The sequence below is a fragment of the Sphingomonas psychrolutea genome (assembly GCF_014636175.1).
Lineage (GTDB): Bacteria > Pseudomonadota > Alphaproteobacteria > Sphingomonadales > Sphingomonadaceae > Sphingomonas > Sphingomonas psychrolutea.
Map to the genome: position 1 here is coordinate 22,283 of NZ_BMDW01000025.1, position 22,790 is coordinate 45,072.

13 protein-coding genes and 1 tRNA gene are annotated in these 22,790 nt (G+C 64.1%); 10 read left to right on the top strand and 4 right to left on the bottom strand.

Going from position 1 to position 22,790, the window contains the following annotated elements:
* Positions 1-16 precede the first annotated feature (16 nt).
* Both IEV62_RS16020 and cobT read left to right on the top strand, forming a co-directional pair.
* Positions 17-820: a hypothetical protein gene (locus IEV62_RS16020; RefSeq protein ID WP_188449266.1), complete on the top strand. Its 804-nt coding sequence runs from the start codon at positions 17-19 to the stop codon at positions 818-820.
* Positions 810-2,660, top strand: coding sequence for a cobaltochelatase subunit CobT (gene cobT, locus IEV62_RS16025; protein ID WP_188449267.1), 1,851 nt, complete (start codon positions 810-812; stop codon positions 2,658-2,660). Before IEV62_RS16020 ends, cobT begins: the two co-directional genes overlap by 11 nt.
* 74 nt (positions 2,661-2,734) lie before the next feature.
* Here cobT and IEV62_RS16030 read toward each other — a convergent pair whose 3' ends face one another.
* Both IEV62_RS16030 and IEV62_RS16035 read right to left on the bottom strand, forming a co-directional pair.
* A complete protein-coding gene (locus tag IEV62_RS16030; protein WP_188449268.1) occupies positions 2,735-5,344 on the bottom strand; it encodes an HWE histidine kinase domain-containing protein in 2,610 nt (869 codons plus the stop codon).
* The gene (locus IEV62_RS16035) at positions 5,337-5,987 is read right to left on the bottom strand and encodes a biliverdin-producing heme oxygenase (protein WP_188449269.1); all 651 of its coding nucleotides are present in this window, start codon (positions 5,985-5,987) and stop codon (positions 5,337-5,339) included. The genes IEV62_RS16030 and IEV62_RS16035 overlap by 8 nt, the downstream gene beginning before the upstream one ends.
* Before the next feature lie 291 nt (positions 5,988-6,278).
* Between IEV62_RS16035 and IEV62_RS16040 the strand changes: the two genes are divergently transcribed.
* Genes IEV62_RS16040 through IEV62_RS16060 form a run of 5 tightly spaced genes read left to right on the top strand, consistent with a single transcriptional unit; the run spans position 6,279 to position 11,575 of the window.
* Positions 6,279-6,539 carry a ribbon-helix-helix domain-containing protein gene (locus tag IEV62_RS16040; protein ID WP_188449271.1) on the top strand — a complete coding sequence of 87 codons (261 nt, stop codon included), beginning with the start codon at positions 6,279-6,281 and terminating at the stop codon, positions 6,537-6,539.
* Positions 6,540-6,596: 57 nt separating this feature from the next.
* Positions 6,597-9,068 (top strand): TonB-dependent receptor, encoded by a 2,472-nt coding sequence (locus IEV62_RS16045; RefSeq protein WP_229733279.1) that lies wholly within the window; start codon positions 6,597-6,599, stop codon positions 9,066-9,068.
* A complete protein-coding gene (locus IEV62_RS16050; RefSeq protein WP_188449274.1) occupies positions 9,068-9,799 on the top strand; it encodes a tetratricopeptide repeat protein in 732 nt (243 codons plus the stop codon). Before IEV62_RS16045 ends, IEV62_RS16050 begins: the two co-directional genes overlap by 1 nt.
* Complete coding sequence (locus IEV62_RS16055; protein WP_188449276.1) at positions 9,793-10,476, top strand: Fe2+-dependent dioxygenase; 684 nt, start codon at positions 9,793-9,795, stop codon at positions 10,474-10,476. Before IEV62_RS16050 ends, IEV62_RS16055 begins: the two co-directional genes overlap by 7 nt.
* 7 nt (positions 10,477-10,483) lie before the next feature.
* Positions 10,484-11,575 carry a PepSY-associated TM helix domain-containing protein gene (locus IEV62_RS16060; RefSeq protein ID WP_188449278.1) on the top strand — a complete coding sequence of 364 codons (1,092 nt, stop codon included), beginning with the start codon at positions 10,484-10,486 and terminating at the stop codon, positions 11,573-11,575.
* 241 nt (positions 11,576-11,816) lie between these two features.
* Here the strand turns inward: IEV62_RS16060 and IEV62_RS16065 are convergent, their stop codons facing one another.
* Both IEV62_RS16065 and IEV62_RS16070 read right to left on the bottom strand, forming a co-directional pair.
* A complete protein-coding gene (locus tag IEV62_RS16065; RefSeq protein ID WP_188449280.1) occupies positions 11,817-16,406 on the bottom strand; it encodes an NAD-glutamate dehydrogenase in 4,590 nt (1,529 codons plus the stop codon).
* A gap of 71 nt (positions 16,407-16,477) precedes the next feature.
* Positions 16,478-17,776 (bottom strand): PAS domain-containing protein, encoded by a 1,299-nt coding sequence (locus tag IEV62_RS16070; protein WP_188449282.1) that lies wholly within the window; start codon positions 17,774-17,776, stop codon positions 16,478-16,480.
* 203 nt (positions 17,777-17,979) lie between these two features.
* Here IEV62_RS16070 and IEV62_RS16075 point away from each other — a divergent pair.
* From IEV62_RS16075 to IEV62_RS16085, 3 genes are all read left to right on the top strand, one after another.
* Positions 17,980-18,055, top strand: a tRNA-Thr gene (locus IEV62_RS16075).
* A 623-nt stretch (positions 18,056-18,678) separates the two neighbouring features.
* Positions 18,679-19,404: a helix-turn-helix transcriptional regulator gene (locus IEV62_RS16080; protein WP_188449284.1), complete on the top strand. Its 726-nt coding sequence runs from the start codon at positions 18,679-18,681 to the stop codon at positions 19,402-19,404.
* Positions 19,405-19,752: 348 nt separating this feature from the next.
* Positions 19,753-22,758, top strand: a complete 3,006-nt coding sequence (locus IEV62_RS16085; RefSeq protein ID WP_188449286.1) for a TonB-dependent receptor plug domain-containing protein — start codon at positions 19,753-19,755, stop codon at positions 22,756-22,758.
* Positions 22,759-22,790 lie beyond the last annotated feature (32 nt).

A 22,790-nucleotide genomic window follows, 5' to 3' on the forward strand; every position in this document is an offset into this window, starting at 1 on the left:
CTGGTAGCAGGGTCGCGTGACCCACCGCCTCCCCCTTCTCGCCACGACCGCGCTGCTGCTGACCGCTGCCGCGCCCGACCCTGTGCCGCCGCCCGCACCACTGCGGCTGGTCGAGACGATCTCGCCGCAGGGCCTGCAGGAAGTGTCGCCCGGCGCGATCGTTTCCACCGCCGTCATCAACAAACCCGATTCGGTCATCCTCGCGGGGGACATCGTGCTCGATTACAAAGGAGAGCAGCGGACATTCGCGCGCGGCTCGGTGATCCAGGCGGGCGGCCCGACCGGGGTGGCCGGCGTACCCGACGCGATCTTCTGCGAGGCGGTCCACGAAGCCTCGATCGGCAAGGTGCTGACCGGGCAGCTCGCCTTCGGCGTGGTCGGGGCGCTGCGCCCGACGCATCTCAACACGCGCTATTGCCTGTTCGATGCCGACAAGGACTCCAAATTCGACCACGCCTTCCTCGTCGGCGCGAAAGGGGAGGGCCGTGCCCCGTTCGCGATTCCTCCGGTCGAATATGGCACGATCGAGGGGCGGCGCCTCGCCGACGACAGCGTCGCGCGGCTGCGTTACGTCGGCCCGGCCGGGACCCCCGACATGATCGCGTTCGATCTTGAGGCGTTCGCGATAGGCAAGTTGCGCGACGTGCCGCACGCCCGCACCTTCATCTCCGTCACGAAGCTGCCGGCCTATGCCATTATCGGGGTCGCGGTGGTGACGGTGTTAACCTACGACCCCAAAACCCGCGTTGCGACGATCCGGATGGATCATGATCTCGCGCCCGGGCAAATTGTCTTGCCGGAGCTTGCGCGTGCCTATTGATACCCCGCTCGACCGTTTCAAAGCCGTGCTCGGCGGAACCGCCCGCGCGCTCGCCGACGAGCCCGAGATCGAGCTCGCCTTCACCGCCGACGCGCCGACGCAAAGCGGCAAGCACATCAAGGTGCCGATGCCCGCACGGAGTCTCCCGGCGGAGCAGGTCGCGGAGGCACGCGGCTTTGCCGACGGCTTCGCGCTGCGCCTGAAGCACCACGACATTGCACTCCACAATCGCACCGCGCCCGGCGACGCGGTGGCGCGCGCGGTGTTCGATGCGGTCGAGTCCGCGCGAGTCGAGGCGCTCGGCGGACGCGGCTATGCCGGGATCACCGCCAACCTCGATGTCGCGCTGGAAATGCGGATGCGCGCCGATCCGATCACCCGCGCCAAATCGCGCGACGAAGTACCGCTGTCGACCGCGCTCGCCTTGATGGTGCGCGAGCGGCTGACCGGCGCCGCCCCGCCGCCCGCGACCGACCAGGGCATGGCGCTGGTGCGCGACTGGATCGAGCAGAAAGCGGGTGGCGATCTCGATGCGCTCGGCCTCGCAATCGACGACCAGCGCGCGTTCGCCAGCCTCGCCACCAAATTGCTCGAGGATCTCGATCTGATCGAGGGCGACATGCTGCCCGACGAATCCGACGAGGGTGGCAATGAGGATGAAGGCACCGACGAGCAGCAGGACGACCAAGGCGACGAGGGCGAGGAAGATGGCGAGCAGGGCCAGGGCGAGATCGAGGCGCGCGGCTCCGAACAGGATTCGGACAGCGAAGACGGCGAAGGCACCGAGCAAGGCCAGGATTCGTTCGACGATATCGACGGCGAGCCCGGTGACGAGGGCGAGGACGGGATGCTCCCGACACGCCCCAACCGCCCCTTCGCCGATCCCTCGGCGCAGTTCGATTATAAGGCGTGGACCACCGCGCATGACGAAGTGATCGCCGCGACCGATCTGTGCGACGCCGATGAGCTGGTGCGGTTGCGCTCCTATCTCGACCAGCAGCTCGTGCATTTGCAGGGCGTGGTGACCAAGCTCGCCAACCGGCTGCAACGCCGCTTGATGGCGCAGCAGAATCGCAGTTGGGATTTCGATCAGGAGGAGGGCCTGCTCGACGCCGCACGGCTCGCGCGGATCGTGGTCAATCCGACGCTGTCGCTCAGCTACAAGATCGAACGCGAAACCGACTTCCGGGATACGGTGGTGACGCTGCTGATCGACAATTCGGGGTCGATGCGCGGACGCCCGATTTCGATCGCCGCGATCAGCGCCGACATCCTCGCGCGCACTCTCGAGCGCTGCGGGGTCAAGACCGAGATCCTGGGCTTTACGACGCGCGCCTGGAAGGGCGGTCAGAGCCGCGAGACGTGGCTGGCGGCGGGGCGTCCGCCGCAGCCGGGGCGGCTCAACGATATCCGCCACATCGTCTATAAAAAGGCCGACGAGCCGTGGCGCCGCGCCAAGACCAGCCTCGGCTTGATGATGCGCGAGGGGCTGCTGAAAGAGAATATCGACGGCGAGGCGCTGCTCTGGGCGCACAGCCGCCTGATCGCGCGGCCCGAGGATCGCAAGATCCTGATGGTGATCTCGGACGGCGCGCCGGTCGACGATTCGACGCTGTCGGTCAATTCCGGGTCGTATCTGGAGCGCCATTTGCGCCAGGTGATCGGCTGGATCGAAGGCAAATCCCCGGTCGAACTTGCCGCGATCGGCATCGGGCATGACGTGACGCGCTATTATGCCCGCGCGGTGACGATCATGGATGTCGAGCAATTGGGCGGCACGATCATCGAGCAACTCGCGGCGCTGTTCGATACGCCGTCGGTGGGACGGGGGCGGGGCTAAAGGCGCAAAGCGCGCATCCGCCGCCGGGTGATGCGATGCTGCGGCGGGGCAAAAGCGACGCTCGGGGCTGTGGGCTACTGCCGCATCATCATCGCGCGTAGCCGATTGGCAAGCTCGCCGATTCGATACGGTTTGGCGATGATCTCGCTACCCGCGAGACTGTCGGGCAGCATATTGGATTGATCGTACCCGCTGCTGAAGGCGAACGGGATGCCGCGTTGCTTGAGCACGTCGGCGACGGCCCACGACATTTCCCCGTCGAGATTGATGTCCAGCAACGCCGCGTCAAACGTTTCGGTCGTGGCGAGTGCCAGCGCTTCGTCGAGCCGCGTGGCAGGGCCAACCACGTGCCAGCCAAGGTCTTCGCACATCCCCTCAACGCTCAGCAGCACCAGGAAGGAGTCTTCAACCACCAAAAGCCGGGGTTTTTCGGGCATCGCTTTGGTTCCACCCCCCATATTAGCGGCCAGCAGCTTTGCGACCGGGGCAAGGGTCAACTCGACAAGGGAGGATTTGGGCAAGACGATGTCGCAGATAATGCCACCGGGTTCGTAGCGAATGGTCGCGCCGCCCCCGGTTTCGAGCGCCAGCGCGCGCTCGATGAGGTTGGACCCGAACCCGCGCCGTGCCGGAGGTTGCACCGGCGGGCCGCCGGATTCAGTCCAGGACAGGCCCAGGCCTCCGTCGTCGCGCACATGCCACGCAACGTTGACATGACCGTCGCGCGTCGAGAACGCACCGTATTTTCCGGCATTGGTCGCAAGCTCATGCAGCGCCAGCGACAAGGATAGCGCCGATTTTGGGGTGAGGACCGCATCCACGCCGTTGATCGCGACGACGCCCGCTTCCTGGCCATAGGCTTCCAATTCCTCGCGCAGCAGGTTCTCGACGGACACACCCTCCCACCGGCTCTGCGTCAACAGGCTGTGCGCCTTCGCCATCGATTGGATGCGCTTGTCGAGCCCCTCGACAAAACTCTTTACCGATTCGGCACTCCGGCTGGACAGCGTGACCAGCGCCTGGATGTTCGCGAGCGTATTTTTTACGCGGTGATCGAGTTCGGCCATCAACAATTTGTCGCGCTCATGCGCCCTGACCCGTTCACGCGATGCCGCCTCGATCCGGCGCAACACCACTTGCAACAGCGAAACCCGCAAATCGAAGGCGGAATCGATCTCCGCCGACGTCCAGGGCAAGGCGCGGTTGCGGACCGTGTGTTTCCACACTTCAAACGATTTGCGCGGCGACAGCCGATCCCCGTCCGGGCCGATCGTCATCGGTTTGGCCGGGTCACCCGCCCACAATGCCGTTTCGACCAGCTCGGGCCTGAACCACAGGATGAAATCGGAGGGATCGCGCGACACCGCGATGACCAGAAGACCCGATGCGACATTGGCGAAGGCCGTTGCGGGCGGATAGATTTCACTCAACCGATCCGTCGCGAAGGTGCTCTCGGTTTCGGTCATGTACGCCGTTAGCCATTCGGTCAGCTCGGTGATCTGCGTGCGATCCGGGGTGGTTCCCAGAAAGGTGATTTCCCCTTCGACCCGCACGGCGACGCCGCCGCTGCGCGCACTATCAAGCGCGATATCCCCGCCATGGATATAGTCGAGCAGATTGGGGGTTTGCTGGGTCAGGCCAAATGCATAATCCTCCACCCCCGCGAGGTTGAGCATCAGTTCCTGCAGAATCTTGCGGCTCGCGAGCCGTGCCTCGAATTGCTCGCTTTTCTCGCGCGCTTCGAGCTGGAGCGAGAACATCGAGCCGAACAGTTCGCACACCGCGCGCAAATGGCGCGGCAGCCGACGCGGACTGTTGTTGTGGCACGCGATCAGCCCCCACAGTTTTCCGCCGACGATGATCGAGATCGACATCGATGCGTCGATCCCCATGTTCCGCAGATATTCGCGGTGGATTGGCGAGACATCGCGCAGGATCGCGTGGCTCATGTCGAGCGGCTTGCCGGTGCGCGGGTTCAGCGTGGGGGTCAGCGGTGCCGGATCATAATCGACCTGCGTAATCAGCCGCAGCCAGCTTTTAAGGTACAGCGCGCGCGCCTGTAGCGGGATGTCCGCTGCGGGATAATGCAAGTCGAGAAACGGCGACAGCTCGGGCACCCGGCTTTCGGCAATGACCCAACCCGATCCGTCGGCCATGAACCGATAGACCATCACCCGGTCATAATGCGCCACGCGCCGCACGCTCGCGGTCGCCATCTGGCATAATGCGTGCAGCGATTCGGCTGCGCCAAACCCTTCGATCATCGTCAGCACGGCCGCCAGTGGATCGGCGACGAACGGATCGCTCGGCTCGCCAGCTTCGAATTCGATGATCAGGTTGCCATCAACCTTGTGCGCGCTGGCGTCGAGCGGACGACCCTGCGCCACGCGCAGCAGCGGGTCGAGCAAGTGACGCGGCTTGACCACGTCGCGCTCGTTGCACAGCGCTTGGAGCCGATGAATCTGGTCTTCGGAAAACAGCGTCTCGACCGTTCGGTCGAGCAGCGCGTCGATCGGTCGGCCCAGCAGGCCTTGTGTGTCGCCCGCCGCCTGCAGGACGCGTAGCGTCGTGCTTTCCAGCACCAACATTGCGCCATGCGGCAGTATCGCGCCGGGAATATGGATCGGCTCGCGGTCACAGTTCGTCAAATCGATCCGGTCGCGCTCAAAGATCTGGTCAGTCATGCCGATCGTTCCATCCCTCAAGCCACTGTTCGAATATTGCAAAGGTGTCGGTTGCCCCGGCGACGACGGCCGTCCGGGTCGATGGCCCGGGCGGTACGCGCGACACTTGGTCGAGATAGGCGCGCCATACTGCACCAGTTTGCGCGCCATGGCCGGTAAAAAACCGGCGTCCCGCGGTCACGCCGCTGCCCAGCAAGCCGTCAAGCTGCCGCGCCAACCCACGCCCGCCAAGCGCAGACCCTTCCACGACATAGCGTGCACTCAGCAGATAGTCGGGTGACGCATTTACCGGAAAGGCAGCGGCGCGGGGCAAAGCGGCCAGTGCGGTGGGATCGACACCCAGATCGATCAAGTCGCGGTTGAGCCAATTCGTGCGTTCAGGCGACAGCTTGCGCGTCCGCTCGAATGGTTGGTGGAAGCCATAAAGGCGGCACAATAACGCCGTGTACGCGGCTTTGCCAATCGTGCCCGATTGTACCGCCGCGAGGCCCGGATGATGGTGGAGCCGTTCGTGAATCGTGGACGTCGCGGCGCGCAAAGCGTCGTGCAGGTTTGCTGCGGGTGGCCATGCGGACCGTGCTGTACATTCGAGAATCGTCGCGTGGCTGCGCGTCACGAAGGCGCCGAAACGCGCTGTTCGCAAGCCCCAATCCAAAAAATCGCCCCGACGGGCATGAAATTTCTCGGATCGAAGCCGCTTGCAAAGGCGCGCTGGTGGGCTTTGGTCAGGAAAATGTGCCGCCGATCAACGCGAGCGACACCTCCAAATGAAAATGTTACACCCCCCCGAAGGACGCTCAACGCCGCTCGGCCCATTTTGTTCCACGGGAAATTGCGCGCGGTGATTTTAGCGACAGATGGGTCTCAAGAACCGAAAATCTGCGCTGCCGGCTGCGATTGGGTCGCGCCCACCTCTCTGCTACACGCTCCTCGCATGCCGATCGCCCCACCGCCAACCGGCTTTCACGGCCCGGTCAAACGCTCGGTTACGATTGCCGGGCATCCGACCTCGATCAGCCTCGAGCCGGCCTTTTGGCGCGTGCTTGAGGCGGCGGCGGGCGTGCGGGCGTTGCCGTTGAACGCGCTGATCGCGGAGATCGATGCTTTGCGCATTCAGTCCGATGATCCGCCCAATCTTGCCAGTGCGCTGCGATCGTGGCTGCTTGAGGAATATATTGCGAGTAACTCGCAATAGCGTTGACTCTGCGAATAATTCGCAATAGCTGTTGCTCAACATTGAGGAACGCCAATCTTGATCTCGTCCAGCGCCACGCTCCGCAAACCCGCCTTTCTCGCTTTGTCGTGCGTCGGCGCGTTTGCGACCTGGCCGGCCTTCGCCACCGAAGCTGCGCCCGCCGCCGCCAATGATGCCGACCCCGACGGCAAGCTCGACATCATCGTCACCGGATCGCGCGAACAACGCCCGCGCGACCCGAAACTGGTCGCACCGCTGATCGACACGCCCAAGTCGATCGTCGTGCTCGACAAGTCCGTCATCGAACAAACCGGATCGACCACGCTCGCCGACGCGTTGCGCACCGTCCCCGGCATCACCTTTGGTGCGGCCGAGGGCGGCAATCCGATTGGCGACCGCCCGTTCATCCGTGGCTTCGACAGCCAGGGCAGCATCTATGTCGATGGCGTTCGCGATCTTGGCGCACAGAATCGCGAAGTGTTCGCGATCGATTCGGTGCAAATCGTGCGCGGATCGGATTCGACGCTCGGCGGGCGCGGCAATGCCGGGGGATCGATCAACATTCTCGCCAAGGTGCCGCAGGCGCGGACCTTCGGCTCGGTCGCGGCGAGCTACGGCAATGCCGATTACAAGCGCGTTTCGGCGGATGTGAACGTGAAGCTGAGCGACACCGCCGCCGTCCGCATCGCCGGGCTGTGGCACGATCAGGACGTTGCCGGGCGCGATGCGATCTATCAGCGGCGCTGGGGCGTGGCACCCAGCGTCACGATTGGTCTGGGCACACCGACCCGCCTGACGATCGGCTATTATTATCTCGAGAGCCACGAATTGCCCGACAGCGGCATTCCGTATCTCTACACGATCGGCAATGCGCCGGGCACCGGACAGATTCGCACCAGCCCGGCGGTCGGCCAGATCACCACCGCGGGTGGCCAGACCGACTTCGCCGCACGCTCCAATTTCTACGGCGTCGCGAGCCGCGATTTCCGCGACAGCACGACCAACCAGGCGACAATCCGCGTCGAGCATGATTTCGGCGGCGTGACGCTGCGCAACACCGCGCGCTACAGCCATGACAGTCAGGCCTATATCTTTACCTTGCCCGACGATTCGACCGGCAATGTCTATGGCACCGGCCAGGTTTGGCGGCGCGCGAACACGCGCTACAGTTTTGCCGAAAGCATCGTCGACCAGCTCGATCTGTCGGGCAGCGTCATGACCGGCAGCATCAAGCATGATTTCGCGGTCGGCGCTGAAGTGTCATGGCAAAAGACGCGGCGTGGGACCTTTGTCACGCGCGGCTTCCTCAATGCCAGCGGCACCGAAATCCTGTCGACCGGCGCGACCATCTCGCCGCGCTGCAACGCCGCCACGGTGTCGCGCTCTTATTGCACCAGCATCTTTGCGCCCAATCCGACCGATCCGTGGGTCAATTACGCCAGCGACACCTCGACGACGCCCGCTGCGATCGTCCGCTCGCTCCCGCTTGCCGAGACGCAGAACGATGCCGAGACGCAAGCGCTCTATGGCTTCGATTCGATCACGCTGCTGCCGTCGCTGATCCTCAATGTCGGCGCGCGCTACGACCGCTTCACCTCGCGCGTCACGCCGGGGCAACCGGCCAATGCGACGACGTCGTTCCGCCTGTCGCGCACCGACGAACTGTTCAACTGGCAGGCGGGTCTCGTGTTCAAGCCGACCAGGGAAACCAGCCTCTACGCTAGCTACGCCACCGCCGCGACGCCGCCCAACAGCTTGCTGGGTGAGGGGTTCGAGAACAATGCGCTGCCGACGACGACGGTCACCGCGAACTTGCTCGACTCCCTGCGTGTCCAGAAGACCAAGACCTATGAATTCGGCGCGAAGGGGAATGTGTTCCACGAAAAGCTCGCGCTGGGTGTGGCGGTGTTCCAGACCGACATCAGCAATGCGCGCGTCACTGATGGCAATAACAACATCGCGTTCCTCGGCTCGACCCGGATTCGCGGGGTGGAATTCAATGCCAACGGCACCATCCTGCCGGGCTGGACGGTGTTCGGCGGCTATACCTTCCTCGATGCCACGATCGTCGATGGCGGCTTCACCGCGCTCACCGCAGCGGCGAACGGTGCGGCGGCGGCGACGACGGTGCTCGTCCCATCGGTCAACACCGGCAAGGCGGTGCCGCAGACCGCGCGGCACAGCGCCACGCTGTCGACCAATGTCGAGCTGACCAAGCGCGTCTCGATCGGCGGCGGGGTCTATTTCATGGACAAGCAGAATGGCGGCTATGCCGACAATCGCAGCGCGACGCAGACCACTGCCGGCGTGGTGACCGTGGTCCCCGCGACCAAGATCCTCACGCGCGGCATCCCCAGCTATTGGCGCTTCGATCTGCAGGCGCGCGTCAAGCTGAGCGAGCGCTTCGATCTGTCGGTCAATGCGCAAAATCTGACCAACAAAACCTATTTCGCCAGCACCTATACCAACCATTATGCGACAATCGCACCGGGCCGCACGGTGTTCGGTACGCTGACCGCCAAATTCTGATGCGCGATCCGGCAACGCTTTCGTCCGAGGAAATCGCTGCGCGCCTGTCAGGCACGCCTGAGGAGCGTGCGGCGTTCGTCCACGCCTGCGCCGCAGCGGGCGAGGCCGAGGCGCAAGCGCTCTACGGCCAGATGCTGCTCGATGGCACGGGTGTTCCCGCCGACCAACGCGCCGCGCTCGGCTGGTTCATCAAGGCGGCGGCACAACAGCATCTGATGGCGATCAACATGGTCGGGCGCTGCTACGATCTCGGCTGGGGCACCGCGCCCGACAAGGCGCGCGCGGCCGAATGCTACCGCGTCGCCGCCGAGCGCGGCCTCGATTGGGGCATGTATAACTATGCGACGCTGCTGGCGCTCGGCGAAGGCGTCACGCTCGATCGCGCGGCGGCGCTCGACTGGTTCCGCAAGGCAGCCGCCCTTGGCAACGCCAAGGCGATCAACTTCGTCGGCAGCTTTCACGAAGATGGCTGGGTGGTGGGGCGCGATCTCGCGGCGGCGGCGCTATGCTACGCGCGCGCCGCGCAGGGCGGGGATTTTCGTGGGGCCTTCAACCACGCGCGCATGCTCGGCGCGGCGGGCAGGCACGAGGAAGCGATCGGCTGGCTCAAGCGGGCAGGGGCCAGCGCAACCCCGGCGTTCGTCGAGAAGGCCGCCGCCTGGCTCGCCGCGTCCGACGTGGCGGCGTTCCGCGGGCGCGGCGTCCAGGCGATCCGGAGCGCAGCATGCTGACCGTCATCCCCGATCTGCTGACGCCGACGCAAGTCACTGATCTGCGCGCGACGATCGATGCAGGCGACTGGATCGATGGCAATGCGACCTCGGGCACGCAATCCGCACTCGCCAAGCACAACCGGCAAGTGCCCGAGGAGTCGGACGCCGCGCGCGCTGGCGGCGCGGTGGTGCTCGATGCGCTGGCGGCGTCGCCGCTGTTCGTGGCGGCGGCGCTGCCGCTCAAGGTCTTTCCGCCTTTGTTCAACCGCTACGGCGTCGGCGACGCTTTCGCACCGCATGTCGACACCGCGATCCGCATCCGGCGCGGCAGCGATTTCCGTATCCGCAGCGATTTGTCCGCAACGCTCTTCCTGTCCGACCCCGACAATTATGACGGTGGCGAATTGATCGTCCAGACGCAGTTCGGCGAGCAATCGGTCAAGCTGCCTGCCGGGGCGATGGTGCTCTATCCCGCCTCCAGCCTGCACCGCGTCGCGCCCGTCACGCGGGGGGAGCGCGTGGCCTCCTTTTTCTGGCTTCAGTCGATGGTGCGCGATAGCGAAGCGCGCGCGATGCTGTTCGAGCTCGACACTGCGATCCAATCGACCGCCGCGCGGCTGGGGCAGGGCGATCCCGAAATCGTCCGGCTGACCGGTGTGTACCATAATCTGCTGCGCCGCTGGGCGGAGCTCTGAGGGTTTGATGACGAAGATCGGCATGCGCAACGCCTGGTTTCAGGTGCACAAATGGCTCGGGCTGATCCTCGCAATCCTGATCATTCCACTGTCGGTGACCGGCGCGGCGTTGGTGTGGGACGAAGCGCTCGATCATGCGCTCAACCCCGGGCGCTATGCCACCAGCGGGGTGCAGGAGATCGCCCCGGCGCGCTATGTCGCGGCGGCGCGCGCGGTGCTCGCGCCGGACGAGCGGATCGTGTCGCTGACCCTGCCAGACGAAGATGGCGGGCCGGTGGTCATCACGGCAAGCAAGCCCGGCACGCGCCACGCGCTGCAAGGCCCGCCCGCGCGCACCACCGTCTGGCTCGATCCGCCGAGCGCGCGCGTGCTCGATCACGGCAATAGCGGCACCGGCCTGATTCGCACCCTGCACATGCTTCACGGGACGATGCTGATCCCCGGCATCGGGCGGCAGGTCGTCGGGTGGATCGGCGTCGCGATGCTGCTGTCGAGCGTCTCGGGGCTATGGCTGTGGTGGCCGACGGTCGGGCGCTGGGTGCGCGGCTTGCGGTGGCGGCGGCACCGCAACACCGATACGAACTTGCATCATGTGCTTGGCTTCTGGATCGCGCTGCCCTTGTTCGTGCTGTCGCTGACCGGCGCGTGGATTTCCTTCCCGAAATTCTTCGGCGGCGGGCCGAACACGATGGGGATGCGCCCGAACGCGCCGCGCCCGGTGCCGCTGGCGCAGCCCAAATTGTCGGTCGATGCGGTCGTTGCCGCCGCGCAAGCCGCGAAGCTACCGGGGGCAGTCGGCAAGGTCGAATGGCCGACCGATCGCAAGCCAGTGTGGAAAGTCTCGTTCAACGGCACCCAAACGAGCGTCGGCGTCGCCGAGGCAACGGGGTTGGCCAAGGTCAATCCCGCCCGTCCAGAGGACACCGCGCGCCTGATGCGCCGCATTCACGACGGCACCGGCATGGGGTTGGGGTGGCAGATCGTGATCTTCTTGGGCGGCCTGCTCCCCGCGATCCTCGCGGTGACCGGTATCATCATGTGGTGGCGCGCGCGGGGCTGGAAGGCCGAGTTGAGAGCGAAGCAGGCGGCGCGCGCTTAAGGCGAGGGAGGATTGGTTCGCGCAGAGGCGCGGAGGACGCAGAGAAGAGAAGAAATTATCGCGCACAAAGACACGAAGACACAAAGAGTAGCGGTTCAGGGACGGCGATAAAGTCGGAATTATCTCGCCCGCTACGCGGGCATCTCATTTTCCTTCTTTGTGTCTTTGTGTCTTTGTGCGAACAAATCTTCTTCTCGGCGTCCTCTGCGTTCTCTGCGCCTCTGCGCGAATCCCCTTTCTTCTACCGCCCTAACAAAACCCGCGCCTGCCCCGCAATCTGCGCCAGCATCGCCGCGTTGGGCGCAGGCGCCAACCGCGCGCGGTCGACCACCGCCTTGAACTGCGCGACGCGACCGGCATTTTCGGAAAGCCACGCCTCAACCAGCGCTTGCGGATCGCTCCCCGCGCCACGCCCGAGAAATTCCAAACGCAATTGCTGGAAATCGCGCGCAAGACCCGCGATCAGCAACCGCTCCCACGGGTCGCTGGACGAAATGCGTGCGGCATTGGCCTGCGCCCAATCGAGCCCAAGCGCTTGCCCCAGCCGCGTAAACGCCCGCGTCAGCACGGTTTCGTCCAACCCGAGCCGCTCGCCGAGATCGGCCAGCCCGACCGCGCCGTCGAGCTCGAACAGCCGCACGACCTTCTGCACCAGCTTCTTGGGCGCGCCCGCCGTCTCCAGCGTCTCGGCGATGCGCGCACTTTGCGCGCTCGCCTCGGCCAGCAACAGCGCCTTGGTCTGACGGTCGAGCTGGACAATGCCCTTCGACAGCCGCGCAAGCGCCGCACCCGGCCCGGTGCCGCCGCGCGTGACGCGCAACAGATCGGCGATTTGCGAGCGCGTCGCGACCGCGACCTCATCAAACAACGCGATCCGCGCCGCCTCGGGCATCGCCGCGGTTTCGATCTCGCGCCACAACGTCGGCAAGTCGAACAGCCGTTCCGCGACGACGAACATGCCGGCAATGTCGCTCATCGCCGCGCCTTCTTCCTCGGCGAGTTCGAACGGGTACAGCACGCCCATGCGGTTGATGATGCGGTTGGCGAGCTTGGTTGCGACGATTTCGCCGCGGAGGCGATGCTGGTCGATCGCGCTCCCGAACTTCTTCTGCATCGCACGCGGGAAGGCGGCGTGGAGATCGGGCGCGAGATCGGGGTCGAGCCCGAGCGGCGAGCGTTCGATCGCCGCCTGCAGCGCGAGCTTGGCGGTCGCGAGCAACACCGCCAGTTCGGGGCGGGTGAGGCCCCGCCCCTCGGCAGCACGGCGCAGCAGGTCGTCGTTCGCGGCCAGCCCCTCGACCTTGCGATCGAGCGCACCGCTGGCCTCGAAAATCTCGATCAGCCGGACATAGCTCGGCACCGCTCGCGCGCCATCGGCCTCAGCGATCGACAGTGCGAGCGTCTGCAGCCGGTTATCCTCGAGCACGAGATGCGCGACATCGTCGGTCATGCCCGCAAGGAAGGTGTTGCGCTTCTCGTACGCCAGGCGGCCCTCGATCATCTCGCGGTTGAGCGCGATCTTGATGTTGACCTCATTGTCCGAGCAATCGACGCCCGCCGAATTGTCGATGAAATCGGTGTTGATCCGCCCGCCATATGCCGAGAAGGCAATGCGCGCGGCTTGCGTGACGCCGAGATTCGCGCCTTCGCCGATCGCGGTGACGCGCAGATCCTCGGCATCGACGCGGAGCCGGTCGTTCGCCGGATCGCCGACCTGGATATTGTTCTCGGCGCGCGCCTTCACATAGGTGCCGATCCCGCCGAACCACAGCAAATCGACCGGGGCCTTGAGGATCGCCGAGATCAGCGCACCGGGATCGAGCTCGCTTTCCTCCACGCCGAGCACGGCCCGGACTTGCTTCGACAGCTTGATCACCTTGTCGGTGCGCGGATATACCCCGCCGCCCTTGGAAATCAGCGACGCGTCATAATCCGCCCAGCTCGAGCGCGGCAGCGCGAACATGCGGTTGCGCTCTTCCCAGCTCGCGGCGGGATCGGGGTCGGGATCGAGGAAGATGTGGCGATGGTCGAACGCCGCGACGATCTTCAACGTCTTGGACAGCAGCATCCCGTTGCCGAACACGTCGCCCGACATATCGCCGCATCCAACGACGCGCACGGTATCGGTCTGCACATTGACCCCGCGCTCGGCGAAGTGGCGCTGGACACTCAGCCATGCGCCCTTGGCGGTGATGCCCATCGCCTTGTGATCATAGCCGACCGACCCGCCGCTCGCGAACGCATCGCCGAGCCAGAATTGGCGTTCGAGCGCGATCGCATTGGCGACGTCGGAGAAGGTCGCTGTGCCCTTGTCGGCGGCGACGACGAAATAGGGATCCTCGCCATCATGGATCACCACGCCCTCGGGATGCACCACCGCGCCTTCGACGATATTGTCGGTGATCGAAAGCAGCGCACGAATGAACACGCGATAGCTTTCGGTTCCCTCGGCGAGCCACGCGTCGCGGTTCGACGCAGGCGGGAGCTGCTTGGGATAGAAACCGCCCTTGGCACCGGTCGGCACGATCACCGCATTCTTGACGCGCTGCGCCTTCATCAGGCCGAGGATTTCGGTGCGGAAATCGTCGCGTCGGTCGGACCAGCGCAAGCCCCCGCGCGCGACTGGGCCCGCGCGCAGATGAATCCCCTCGATCCGCGCCGAATAGACCCAGATTTCGCGCCACGGCACGGGAGCGGGAAGCCCGGGGACGAGATGGCTGTCGAGCTTGAAGGCGAGGGCGGCTTGGCCCGCGGGGGCAAAGGCATTGGTGCGCAGCGTGGCCGCGATGACGCTGCGGATGCTGCGCAGGATGCGGTCATCGTCGATCGCCGAAACCGCATCGAGGCCCGCGTCGATCGCGGCATCGGCCCCCTCAATCCCCTTGCGCTTGCGCGCCGGATCGTGCGCCGCGGTGAAGCGATCGATCAACGCGGCGGCAACCTTCGGTGCGCGGCGCAGCGCGTCGACCACGGTGACCAGACTGTAGGTCGATCCCGCTTGCCGCGAATAGCGGAACCAGGCGCGGAACAGCAGCACCGATGCCGGGGCCAGCGCGGCATCGACGATCAGACGGTTGAACGCGTCATTCTCGGCCTTGCCCTCCAGCACCGCTTGCACCGCGTTTTCCAATATGGTCGGGTTGGCTGGCAGGGCGCCGATCTCGACCAGAAAATCGTGGACGAAGCCGTGCTGGTCGTCGGTCAGCGCGGTCGGCACTTCCTCGACCACGCGGAAGCCGAAATTCTCGAGCACCGGAACCGCATCCGACAAGGGCAAGGCCCCGCCGAGCCGGTAAACCTTCAGCCGCGCCGCGCCCGCATCGTCGCGGTACAGCCGCACGGAGCGATCCTCGGGCGTTTCCAGTCGCGCCAGGCGATCGATATCGCGCGCCGCTTCCTCGGCAGTGTTGGCGGCGCGATAGCCTTGCGGGAAGGTTGCCGCGTGTTTGAGCGCAAGCCGCGTCGCGCGCGCCGGATCGAGCAGATCGCCCAGCGCCGCCTCGACCGCCGGGACCCAGCCGCGCACCATCCGCGCGATGCTCGCGTCGAGTGCGGCGGTATCGGGCATCGTCCCTTCGCCGCGAATGTCGAGTGTGAAGCGGATCAGCGCGGTGACATCGTCCATCGCCACTGCCCAGTTGAGCAAATGCGCCTTGGCTGCGGCGGTCAGCATCTCACCGATCGCGATCCGGCGCGCGGTGGTCAGGTCGTCGCGCGGCAACCATACAAAGGCGAACAAATGTCGCCCGAGCACGCTGCGCACCAGCACCAGTTTCGGGCGCGGGCGATCGGCCAGCGACATTGCGGTCAACGCGACGTCTTCGAGCGCTTCGGGTGTGAAGGCGGTGATCAGATCATGCGGCAGCGCCGCCAGTGCATGCGTCAGCGCCTTGCCGGTATGGCTTTTGGGATCGAACCCGAATTTCGTTTCCAGCGCGGCGAGATGCGTGCGCAGCACGGGGACTTGCTGCGGTGCTGCGTTGAGCGCGGCGCTGGTCCACAGCCCGGCATGGATCGACAGGCCAGTCACCTTACCCTTCTCAAGCATCGGCACGACCGCGAGATCGAGCGGAACGTGGCGGTGGACGCCCGAGATCAAATTGGATTTGAGCAAGAGCGGTGCCGCGCCCCCATCGGTGAACCAGCGCATGGCCAGCGCACGCGATGCCTCGGCGAGCAGCGGCACGGAGTGCGGGTTGCGCGCGATGCCCAGCGTCGTCGCGGCGCCGCCGTGCCACATCTCATGCCCGAGCAGGGTGAAATTGCGGTCGAGCAACCATGTCAGCAAGGCGGCACCCTCGCCCTGCGGAAGGGTCGCGATATCGGCCGACATCGCATCCTGCAACGCGCGCCAATCCTGCACCGCCATTCGAACATCGGCGAGGTTATGCTCCAATGCGGCAACCAGATCGCGCCGCTCGCGCGCATCGGCACGCTCCAACTCGAGATAGATCATCGATTCGGCCGTGCCGTCGTCACCGACGCTGGTCAGCGCGCCATCCACATCGCGCGTGACGCACAGCACGGGATGAATGATCCGGTCGATCGCGATGTCGAAGCTGCCGATCGTCGCGGCGATCGAATCGACCAGGAACGGCATATCGTCATTGACGATGGCAAGCCGCATCCGGCGCCGCGGATCGGCCCCCGATAACGCCTCCAACGCGATCGTCGCGGTGGCGGCGGGACGATGCTCGGCGGTGGCGGCGACGAAGGCGGCAGCCTCCGCGCGCTCGGTCTTGCCGAACCCCTGCAACTCGCCCGGAAGCGCACCTTTGGTCAGCCGGACAGCGAGCGCATCCGACAGCGATTTCAGCGTAGTTTTGGCCATGCGCAACCCTATGCGCCGGACGAGTTACGACCTCAAGACTTGTGGCGCTGCAACATACGCCGCGACACCGTTCAGGTCGTGGCGCACCGCATCGCGCGCTCGATCAGCGTGCTGTCGTCGGCCATCGTCGCGACGATATCGAGCATCTCGCCGTCGCGTACGCGGGCGAGCAGCACGACATAGTGCCCGCTCGACGATGCGGTTTCGAGCGCGACGCTTGCCAGCGTCGGCCGCTCGGCGAGCAAGGCGCGCGGATCGGGCCTGACCTTGGCGAGCGGGGCACGCGCCAGCCGCTCGGCCTTGACCACGCCCTTGATCCCACCCTCGAACGTATCGAGAAACGCGCGAAGTGCGCCCGCCGCAACGCCGATCCGCCGGGCATAAGCAAGCACGGCAGCATATTCGGTCAGCCGCGTCTTGTCATGCTCCACGCCGAAGACAAGCTTGACGATCGGCGTCATCGGTGCGCGCAATTGCACCGCGATCCCGGCCATATCGAGCAAGGTTTCATACGCTTCCGGATCCGCATCGGCGGCGGCGGCAAAGGTGTGGGCGCGGCTCAGCGCGCGGTACAACGTCGACCGGCTGCGCGTATCGGCGGTCCGAACGGCGGTGGCGGAGTCTCGCGCCAGCGCAAGCTGTTCGCGCAGGCTCGCACCGGCCGGCGCAATTGCATCGTCGTCACGCTCGGTTTCATCGGCCTCGTCGAGCCGTTCGACATCGCGGCCAGCGCTCGGTCCGTCGGCCCAGACGGGGGCAGTGACGACCGTTGATGGCGTGGTGCGCACCGCGGCGGCGATTTCGGCGTCGAGCTTGGCTTGCGCTTCTGCATCGACCAGTTCTTTCCAGTTGATCACGCCGTAAATAAAATCGATCGAATCCTCATCCGAGGAAAACGGCATCAAGATGCCCCGATACATCGTGTTGAACCCGCGCGTGCTGACGAATTCGGCCTCGAAGCCGATGGGCGCGCGGTTTGCGATGATCTGCAAATAATGGTCGGTCAGGCGCGACAGCAGCGACCGGCTCGGCACTTGCGCGATGTGCGTCGTCGACGAATCGAGGCTACATTCCGCGCGGAGCGCCTTGCCGAGATAGGCGATGGCCGGATTTTCGATTCCGGCGGAAAAATCGAGCAGGACGCTGTGCGGTCCGAAATCGGCGATATTGGCGGGATTGAGATCGGCGATCGAGGGATAGGGCCGTCCGCCGAGCAGCGAGACCCAGTGGTTATAGGCGCGCACGTGCATGCGGCGTTCGTCGGTGCCGACCTCGATCTGCGTGTCAGCGACTCCGCCATCCTCGTCGGGCGCGGACACGTTCTCGTCCAGATCGATCCGATCGCTCCCGAATCCGCTAACACTGTCCATGCGTAAACGCCCTACCTCGCTCGGCCGAACCCAATACGGGCCGCCGTCACGGCCACGTTGTGCACGCGCCGTGGTAAACACGGGGTAAACCGGCGACCGTTTCACCGCGACACCCGCGCGTCGCGCGTCGGTCCGCGCTTGTCAGCCCCGACATGACCTGATAAGCGCCCGTCCTCATCATCGTCCGCCACGGACATGGCGACGCCGCTTTAGCTCAGTTGGTAGAGCATCGCATTCGTAATGCGGGGGTCACAGGTTCGAGTCCTGTAAGCGGCACCATTTTTCTTATACATTATCAATGACTTGACTGCACTTCCGTCGACGAGCGGGCTGTCTCTGTGACACCTTATCGTCCGGCGGGTTTCGACGCATTTCCAGCGATTCCGCATTGGTTGCGGCAACTCCGTGCAACACAAACGCAACATGGCGACGTCACTCCGCGCTGACAGAATCGTCATAGCGAATCGCTCATCGTCATCTCGTTCGCGCCGCTGCCTGAACTGCTCCCCGACGGTGCGGTCGCCATGAGCATTCTGCGGAAGGCCTGGCATAAACGACATGCATCCGGTCGGTCGGATTGCCGAGCCCACTCGGTCACAAACTCGAAAAGCGACGGTTCGGCTTCCTTCACAATAGTCGACCTTTACGGCCCGCTAGTCGCGTCCCGGAATCAGATGTTTGGCTGTCGCCCATCCAACAGCACGGCAATCATGTTGGCCGCCTTCAGGCAGAAACTCCACTCGGCATCATATCCAGTTTTATCGAGTGACCTCTCACACAGATTAATCGAAACTTCTTCAGCGTTGATTCGAAGCCCGCCATATTTTTTTGACAAGCCGCAAAAGCCTTGTATCGATCGTTACGCTTCAGGTACTCGTTTCGAGTTTTCGAGCAAGGAGGACGTGATCGGACATGCGCCGACGACCGTTGCAGCATTCGACGATCAGTCCGCTCGGCTGTTCCAGGACTTGCGCGGACTCGGCTTCGATAAATGCGTGTACGTGATCGAGGCGCGTGGGGCGGCTGCGATCGTTCCGCTTGCGGCCTTTGGCATCGGGCTGACCGAGGCGCATGCCAACGAGTTCATTGGCCGCGCCGCGCACGATCCGCTGCGCAGGATGCTGTCGCGCGGTGAAATCCCGATTGGCAGCGTGCCGATCACCTACGAGAATACAGGCCGCGCCCTATCGGTCGCCCCCGACAGTAAACTGTCTGTGGGCGATGCGTCGCTATTGCGCTGGTGCCTCGCGCAAGGCGTCCGGACCGGAATCACTTTCCGCATCCTGATGACGAAAGGACGCTACGCGTCCGTCAATTACTATAGCGCCGCGCAACTGACGCCGGCTGAACTCGACGCTGCGGTACAGGCGCTGTTCCTGTTTGGGCATCGCCTCCACGAACGGATCGAGCCCAGCCTACCGAGCGGCCCCGGGCACCTGCTGTCGTCGCGCGAGGTCGACTGTATCGAGCAAATGGCGCTCGGCCTCGGCAATCGCGAAATCGCCGAAACGCTCGGCATCTCGGTCGATACCGTGAAGGATCATATCCAGAGCCTTTTCCACAAGCTCGACGTTGCCAACCGCGCGCAAGCCGTGTCGCGCGCGCATATGCTCGCCTATCTTGACTGAGCAGCGCCCCCCCCCCCCCCCCCCCCCCATTTGGGGGGATAGCAGCGCTGACATGACTAACTTAGCTTTCATTTCATCAGGGCCAAACAAAAAACAATAAAACTCTGGATAGTCAAATTAAATCCGCACCAATACGTCGATGTCTACACTCAAATACTGTTTTATACTCACCATTTTCTAATAAAAAGTCAGGCGAATCGCTTAGATTACGCCAACTGGAACCCGTGCGTGGAGAGGGTCTCTAATAAGGCAGCTGCTCCTCTAGGTCGCGGCTTTGCGCTCATATTTTAAAAGGGGATTTACATGCACATGCACAGGTTGCGCCAGAAAATGCTTTGCGGAGCCACGATGCTGGTGATTGCCTTGCTTGCCGAGGGCGCGCAGGCGCAGGTGCAGGCCGCGCCGACACCCGGTGCGCCTCATCCCGCTGACACGACGTCCACAAGCGAGCAGCCGGCCGGCGACATCGTGGTGACCGGCTCGCGCATTCCACGCGCCGGTTTCGACACTCTCCAGCCCGCGCAGACGGTCAGCTCGCAATTGCTGGCGGACCGCTCGCCGGTTAACGTAGCAGACACCCTCAACGAGCTGTCCGCCTTCGGCACGCCGGGATCGAACAATACCGGACAGCAGTCGAGCGCCAATGTGGGGCAGCAGTTCGTCAACCTCTACAATCTCGGCTCACAGCGTTCGCTGGTGCTAGTCAACGGGCGGCGCTTCGTGTCGGGCAACGCGCCGACGCCGCCGGGCACCTTCGGCGGCGCGCCATCGGGGCAGGAGGTTGATCTCAACACCATTCCGGTCGGGCTGATCGACCGTGTCGAAGTACTGTCGGTCGGCGGCGCGCCGATCTATGGTGCCGATGCCATTGCCGGAACGGTCAACATCATCCTCAAGGACAAGTTCAAGGGGGTTATTGTCGAGGGACAGTACGGCATCTCGCGCTATGGCGACGGCGAAAGCTATGTCGGCCGCGCGGTTGCCGGCACTAACTTCGCAGAGGACCGCGGCAACATCACGACGACAGTGGAATATACCAAGCAAGGCGGCTTGACCTATCTCGACCGGCCGAAAACGCTGCCCTATGCTACATTCCAGCCGTCCGACGCGTGCAAAGCTCTCGGCTATGGTGCGTGCTACGTCCCCAATGCGACTGTTCCAAGCATATTCCCCGGCGGCATCCCTGCTTCCAACGCTGGGCTCGCCAATGCGGGATCGCCGACCTATCCCAATGCGATCCACAACGCAGCGGGGCAGGTGGTTGCGTTCGGCCCCGACGGCAATCTCAACCCGGTCAATCTGGGCGTGCAGAACAACGGGTTGGTTTTCGGCTCGGGCGGTGACGGCGATAATCTGGCGGGGCAGTCGCAATTCGTCGCACCGATCAGCCGCATCCTGTTTGGTACGCTCGGCCATTACGACGTGACCGACCATGTCCGCGCCTATTTCGAAACTGAGTTCGCACATTCTGAAGCGACGCTGCTCGCGGCGCAGCCAAGCTATCAGTCGGCGTTCTTCGCTTCGCAGAAAGGGGCGGGGCCGATCCAATTCACCACCGCCAATCCTTTCCTCACCGCACAGGCCAGATCCGTTCTCAACGCGGCCGGCGCGGGCACCTTTTATCTGTCGCGCGCCAATCTCGACATTGCGCCGCAATCGACCGAGAACACCAACACAACCTATCGCGTCGTCGCGGGGCTGAAGGGCGATTTCGCAATCGCCGGACGCAAGGTCAACTGGGACGCGTCCTTTAACTACGGCCGGTCCGAGAACGGCATCACTTACTACGACATCAACCAAGAAAATTTCGCCAATGCGATCGACGCCGTGCGTGACGTTACGGGTAAGATCGTCTGCCGCGTCACACTTACTCCTCCGGCCGCCCCGGCCGGCGGGCAGCCCTATTCGGTTACGGCATGCCAGCCGCTCAACCTGTTCGGCTCCGGCGCGCCGAGCGCGGCCGCAGTCAATTTCGTCACCGCAAAGGACTTCGCTAAGTCCGTGCTGACACAGCGCGACTGGCAATTAAACGGCAACGCCTCGCCGTTTGACCTATGGGCAGGGCCGGTGCAGCTCGCACTCGGCTTCGAATATCGCGAGGAATCTGGTCAGTACGATGTCGACGCCTTCGCCGCGGCTGGGCTGGGGCGCAATGCCCCCAGCTCGAACGTCGCTGGCCGGTACAACTCTACCGAGTTCTCTGGCGAAGCGAAAATTCCACTGGTGTCGCCCGCGATGGGATGGCGCTTTCTTCATTCGCTTGAGCTGGACGGGGCATTCCGCCGGATCGACAACAGCCGGGCGGGCGGATCCAACGTCTATACCTTCGGCGGCAAGATCGCGCCGATCGCGGACATCGAGTTCCGGGGCAATTTCACCCATTCGGTGCGCGCACCGTCGATTGGCGAGTTGTTCCTGCCCACGACCAACACCCAATCCTTCGCTCAGGATCCGTGCGATCCCAATTTCATCGGCGCAAATTCGACGCGAGGAGCTAATTGCACGGCCGTGTTCAGGACGCTCGGCACCAATCTATCGAGCTTCAAGTCGGGCGTCGTCAACGCCTCAGTGCTTGGCACAACCGGCGGCAATCAGGAATTGCTGAACGAACGCGCCGATGCATGGACCGCGGGCTTCGTTACGCGCCCGCGGTTCGTACGCGGACTAACGCTAGCCCTGGACTGGATCGAGATTCGCCTGAAAGACCCGATCACCAGCCTCACGCTAACCCAGGTTATGGACGCCTGCTATGACAGCGGCAGCTTCCCGAACAACTATTGCAACCTGTTCCAGCGCAACGGCGCCGGGCAGGTGACGGGGTTCAGCACGCCGCTGATCAACGCCGGCGCGCAGTCTTTCGCCGGCGCGCAGCTCGACATGACTTATCGCTTCCAGATCGGCGACCTGCCGTTTATCCACCACGGCGGCGATTATGGCAGTCTGACCTTCGACGTGAACGGCTTCTACACGAAGACCCACACCTACACGATTCTCGGGGTCACGACCCCGACGTTGGGCAATATCGGCGACCCGAAGATGCGGTTCAACATCTCGACGCGCTACCGCAAGGGACCGGGCATGCTGTATCTGCAGTATCGCCACATCAGTAGCGGCGCGCAGGATGTGACTCTTCAATCCTCGTCTCAACAGATTCTCGGTGTTGGCGCCTATTCTCAGTTCAATGGATCGGTTTCATACGACATAACGTCGAAGATTACGGCGCAAATGGTTATCAACAACATCTTCAACCAGTCGCCACCGCCTTATGCCATCTCGCTCAACGCTGGCGCAGCGCTCGGTACCTATAATTACTTCGGACAATCCTTTGTCTTCAAGCTGAAGGTTGGATTGTAGGCTGCCGCATCAAGCGTCGGGCGAGTCTTGCC

Excerpts from the sequence above, each read along its gene's own strand:
- IEV62_RS16030 (WP_188449268.1), bottom strand. The coding sequence starts at position 5,344 with ATGACTGACCAGATCTTTGAGCGCGACCGGATCGATTTGACGAACTGT.
- IEV62_RS16040 (WP_188449271.1), top strand. The coding sequence starts at position 6,279 with ATGCCGATCGCCCCACCGCCAACCGGCTTTCACGGCCCGGTCAAACGC.
- IEV62_RS16050 (WP_188449274.1), top strand. The coding sequence starts at position 9,068 with ATGCGCGATCCGGCAACGCTTTCGTCCGAGGAAATCGCTGCGCGCCTG.
- IEV62_RS16055 (WP_188449276.1), top strand. The coding sequence starts at position 9,793 with ATGCTGACCGTCATCCCCGATCTGCTGACGCCGACGCAAGTCACTGAT.
- IEV62_RS16060 (WP_188449278.1), top strand. The coding sequence starts at position 10,484 with ATGACGAAGATCGGCATGCGCAACGCCTGGTTTCAGGTGCACAAATGG.
- IEV62_RS16065 (WP_188449280.1), bottom strand. The coding sequence starts at position 16,406 with ATGGCCAAAACTACGCTGAAATCGCTGTCGGATGCGCTCGCTGTCCGG.
- IEV62_RS16070 (WP_188449282.1), bottom strand. The coding sequence starts at position 17,776 with ATGGACAGTGTTAGCGGATTCGGGAGCGATCGGATCGATCTGGACGAG.
- IEV62_RS16085 (WP_188449286.1), top strand. The coding sequence starts at position 19,753 with ATGCTGGTGATTGCCTTGCTTGCCGAGGGCGCGCAGGCGCAGGTGCAG.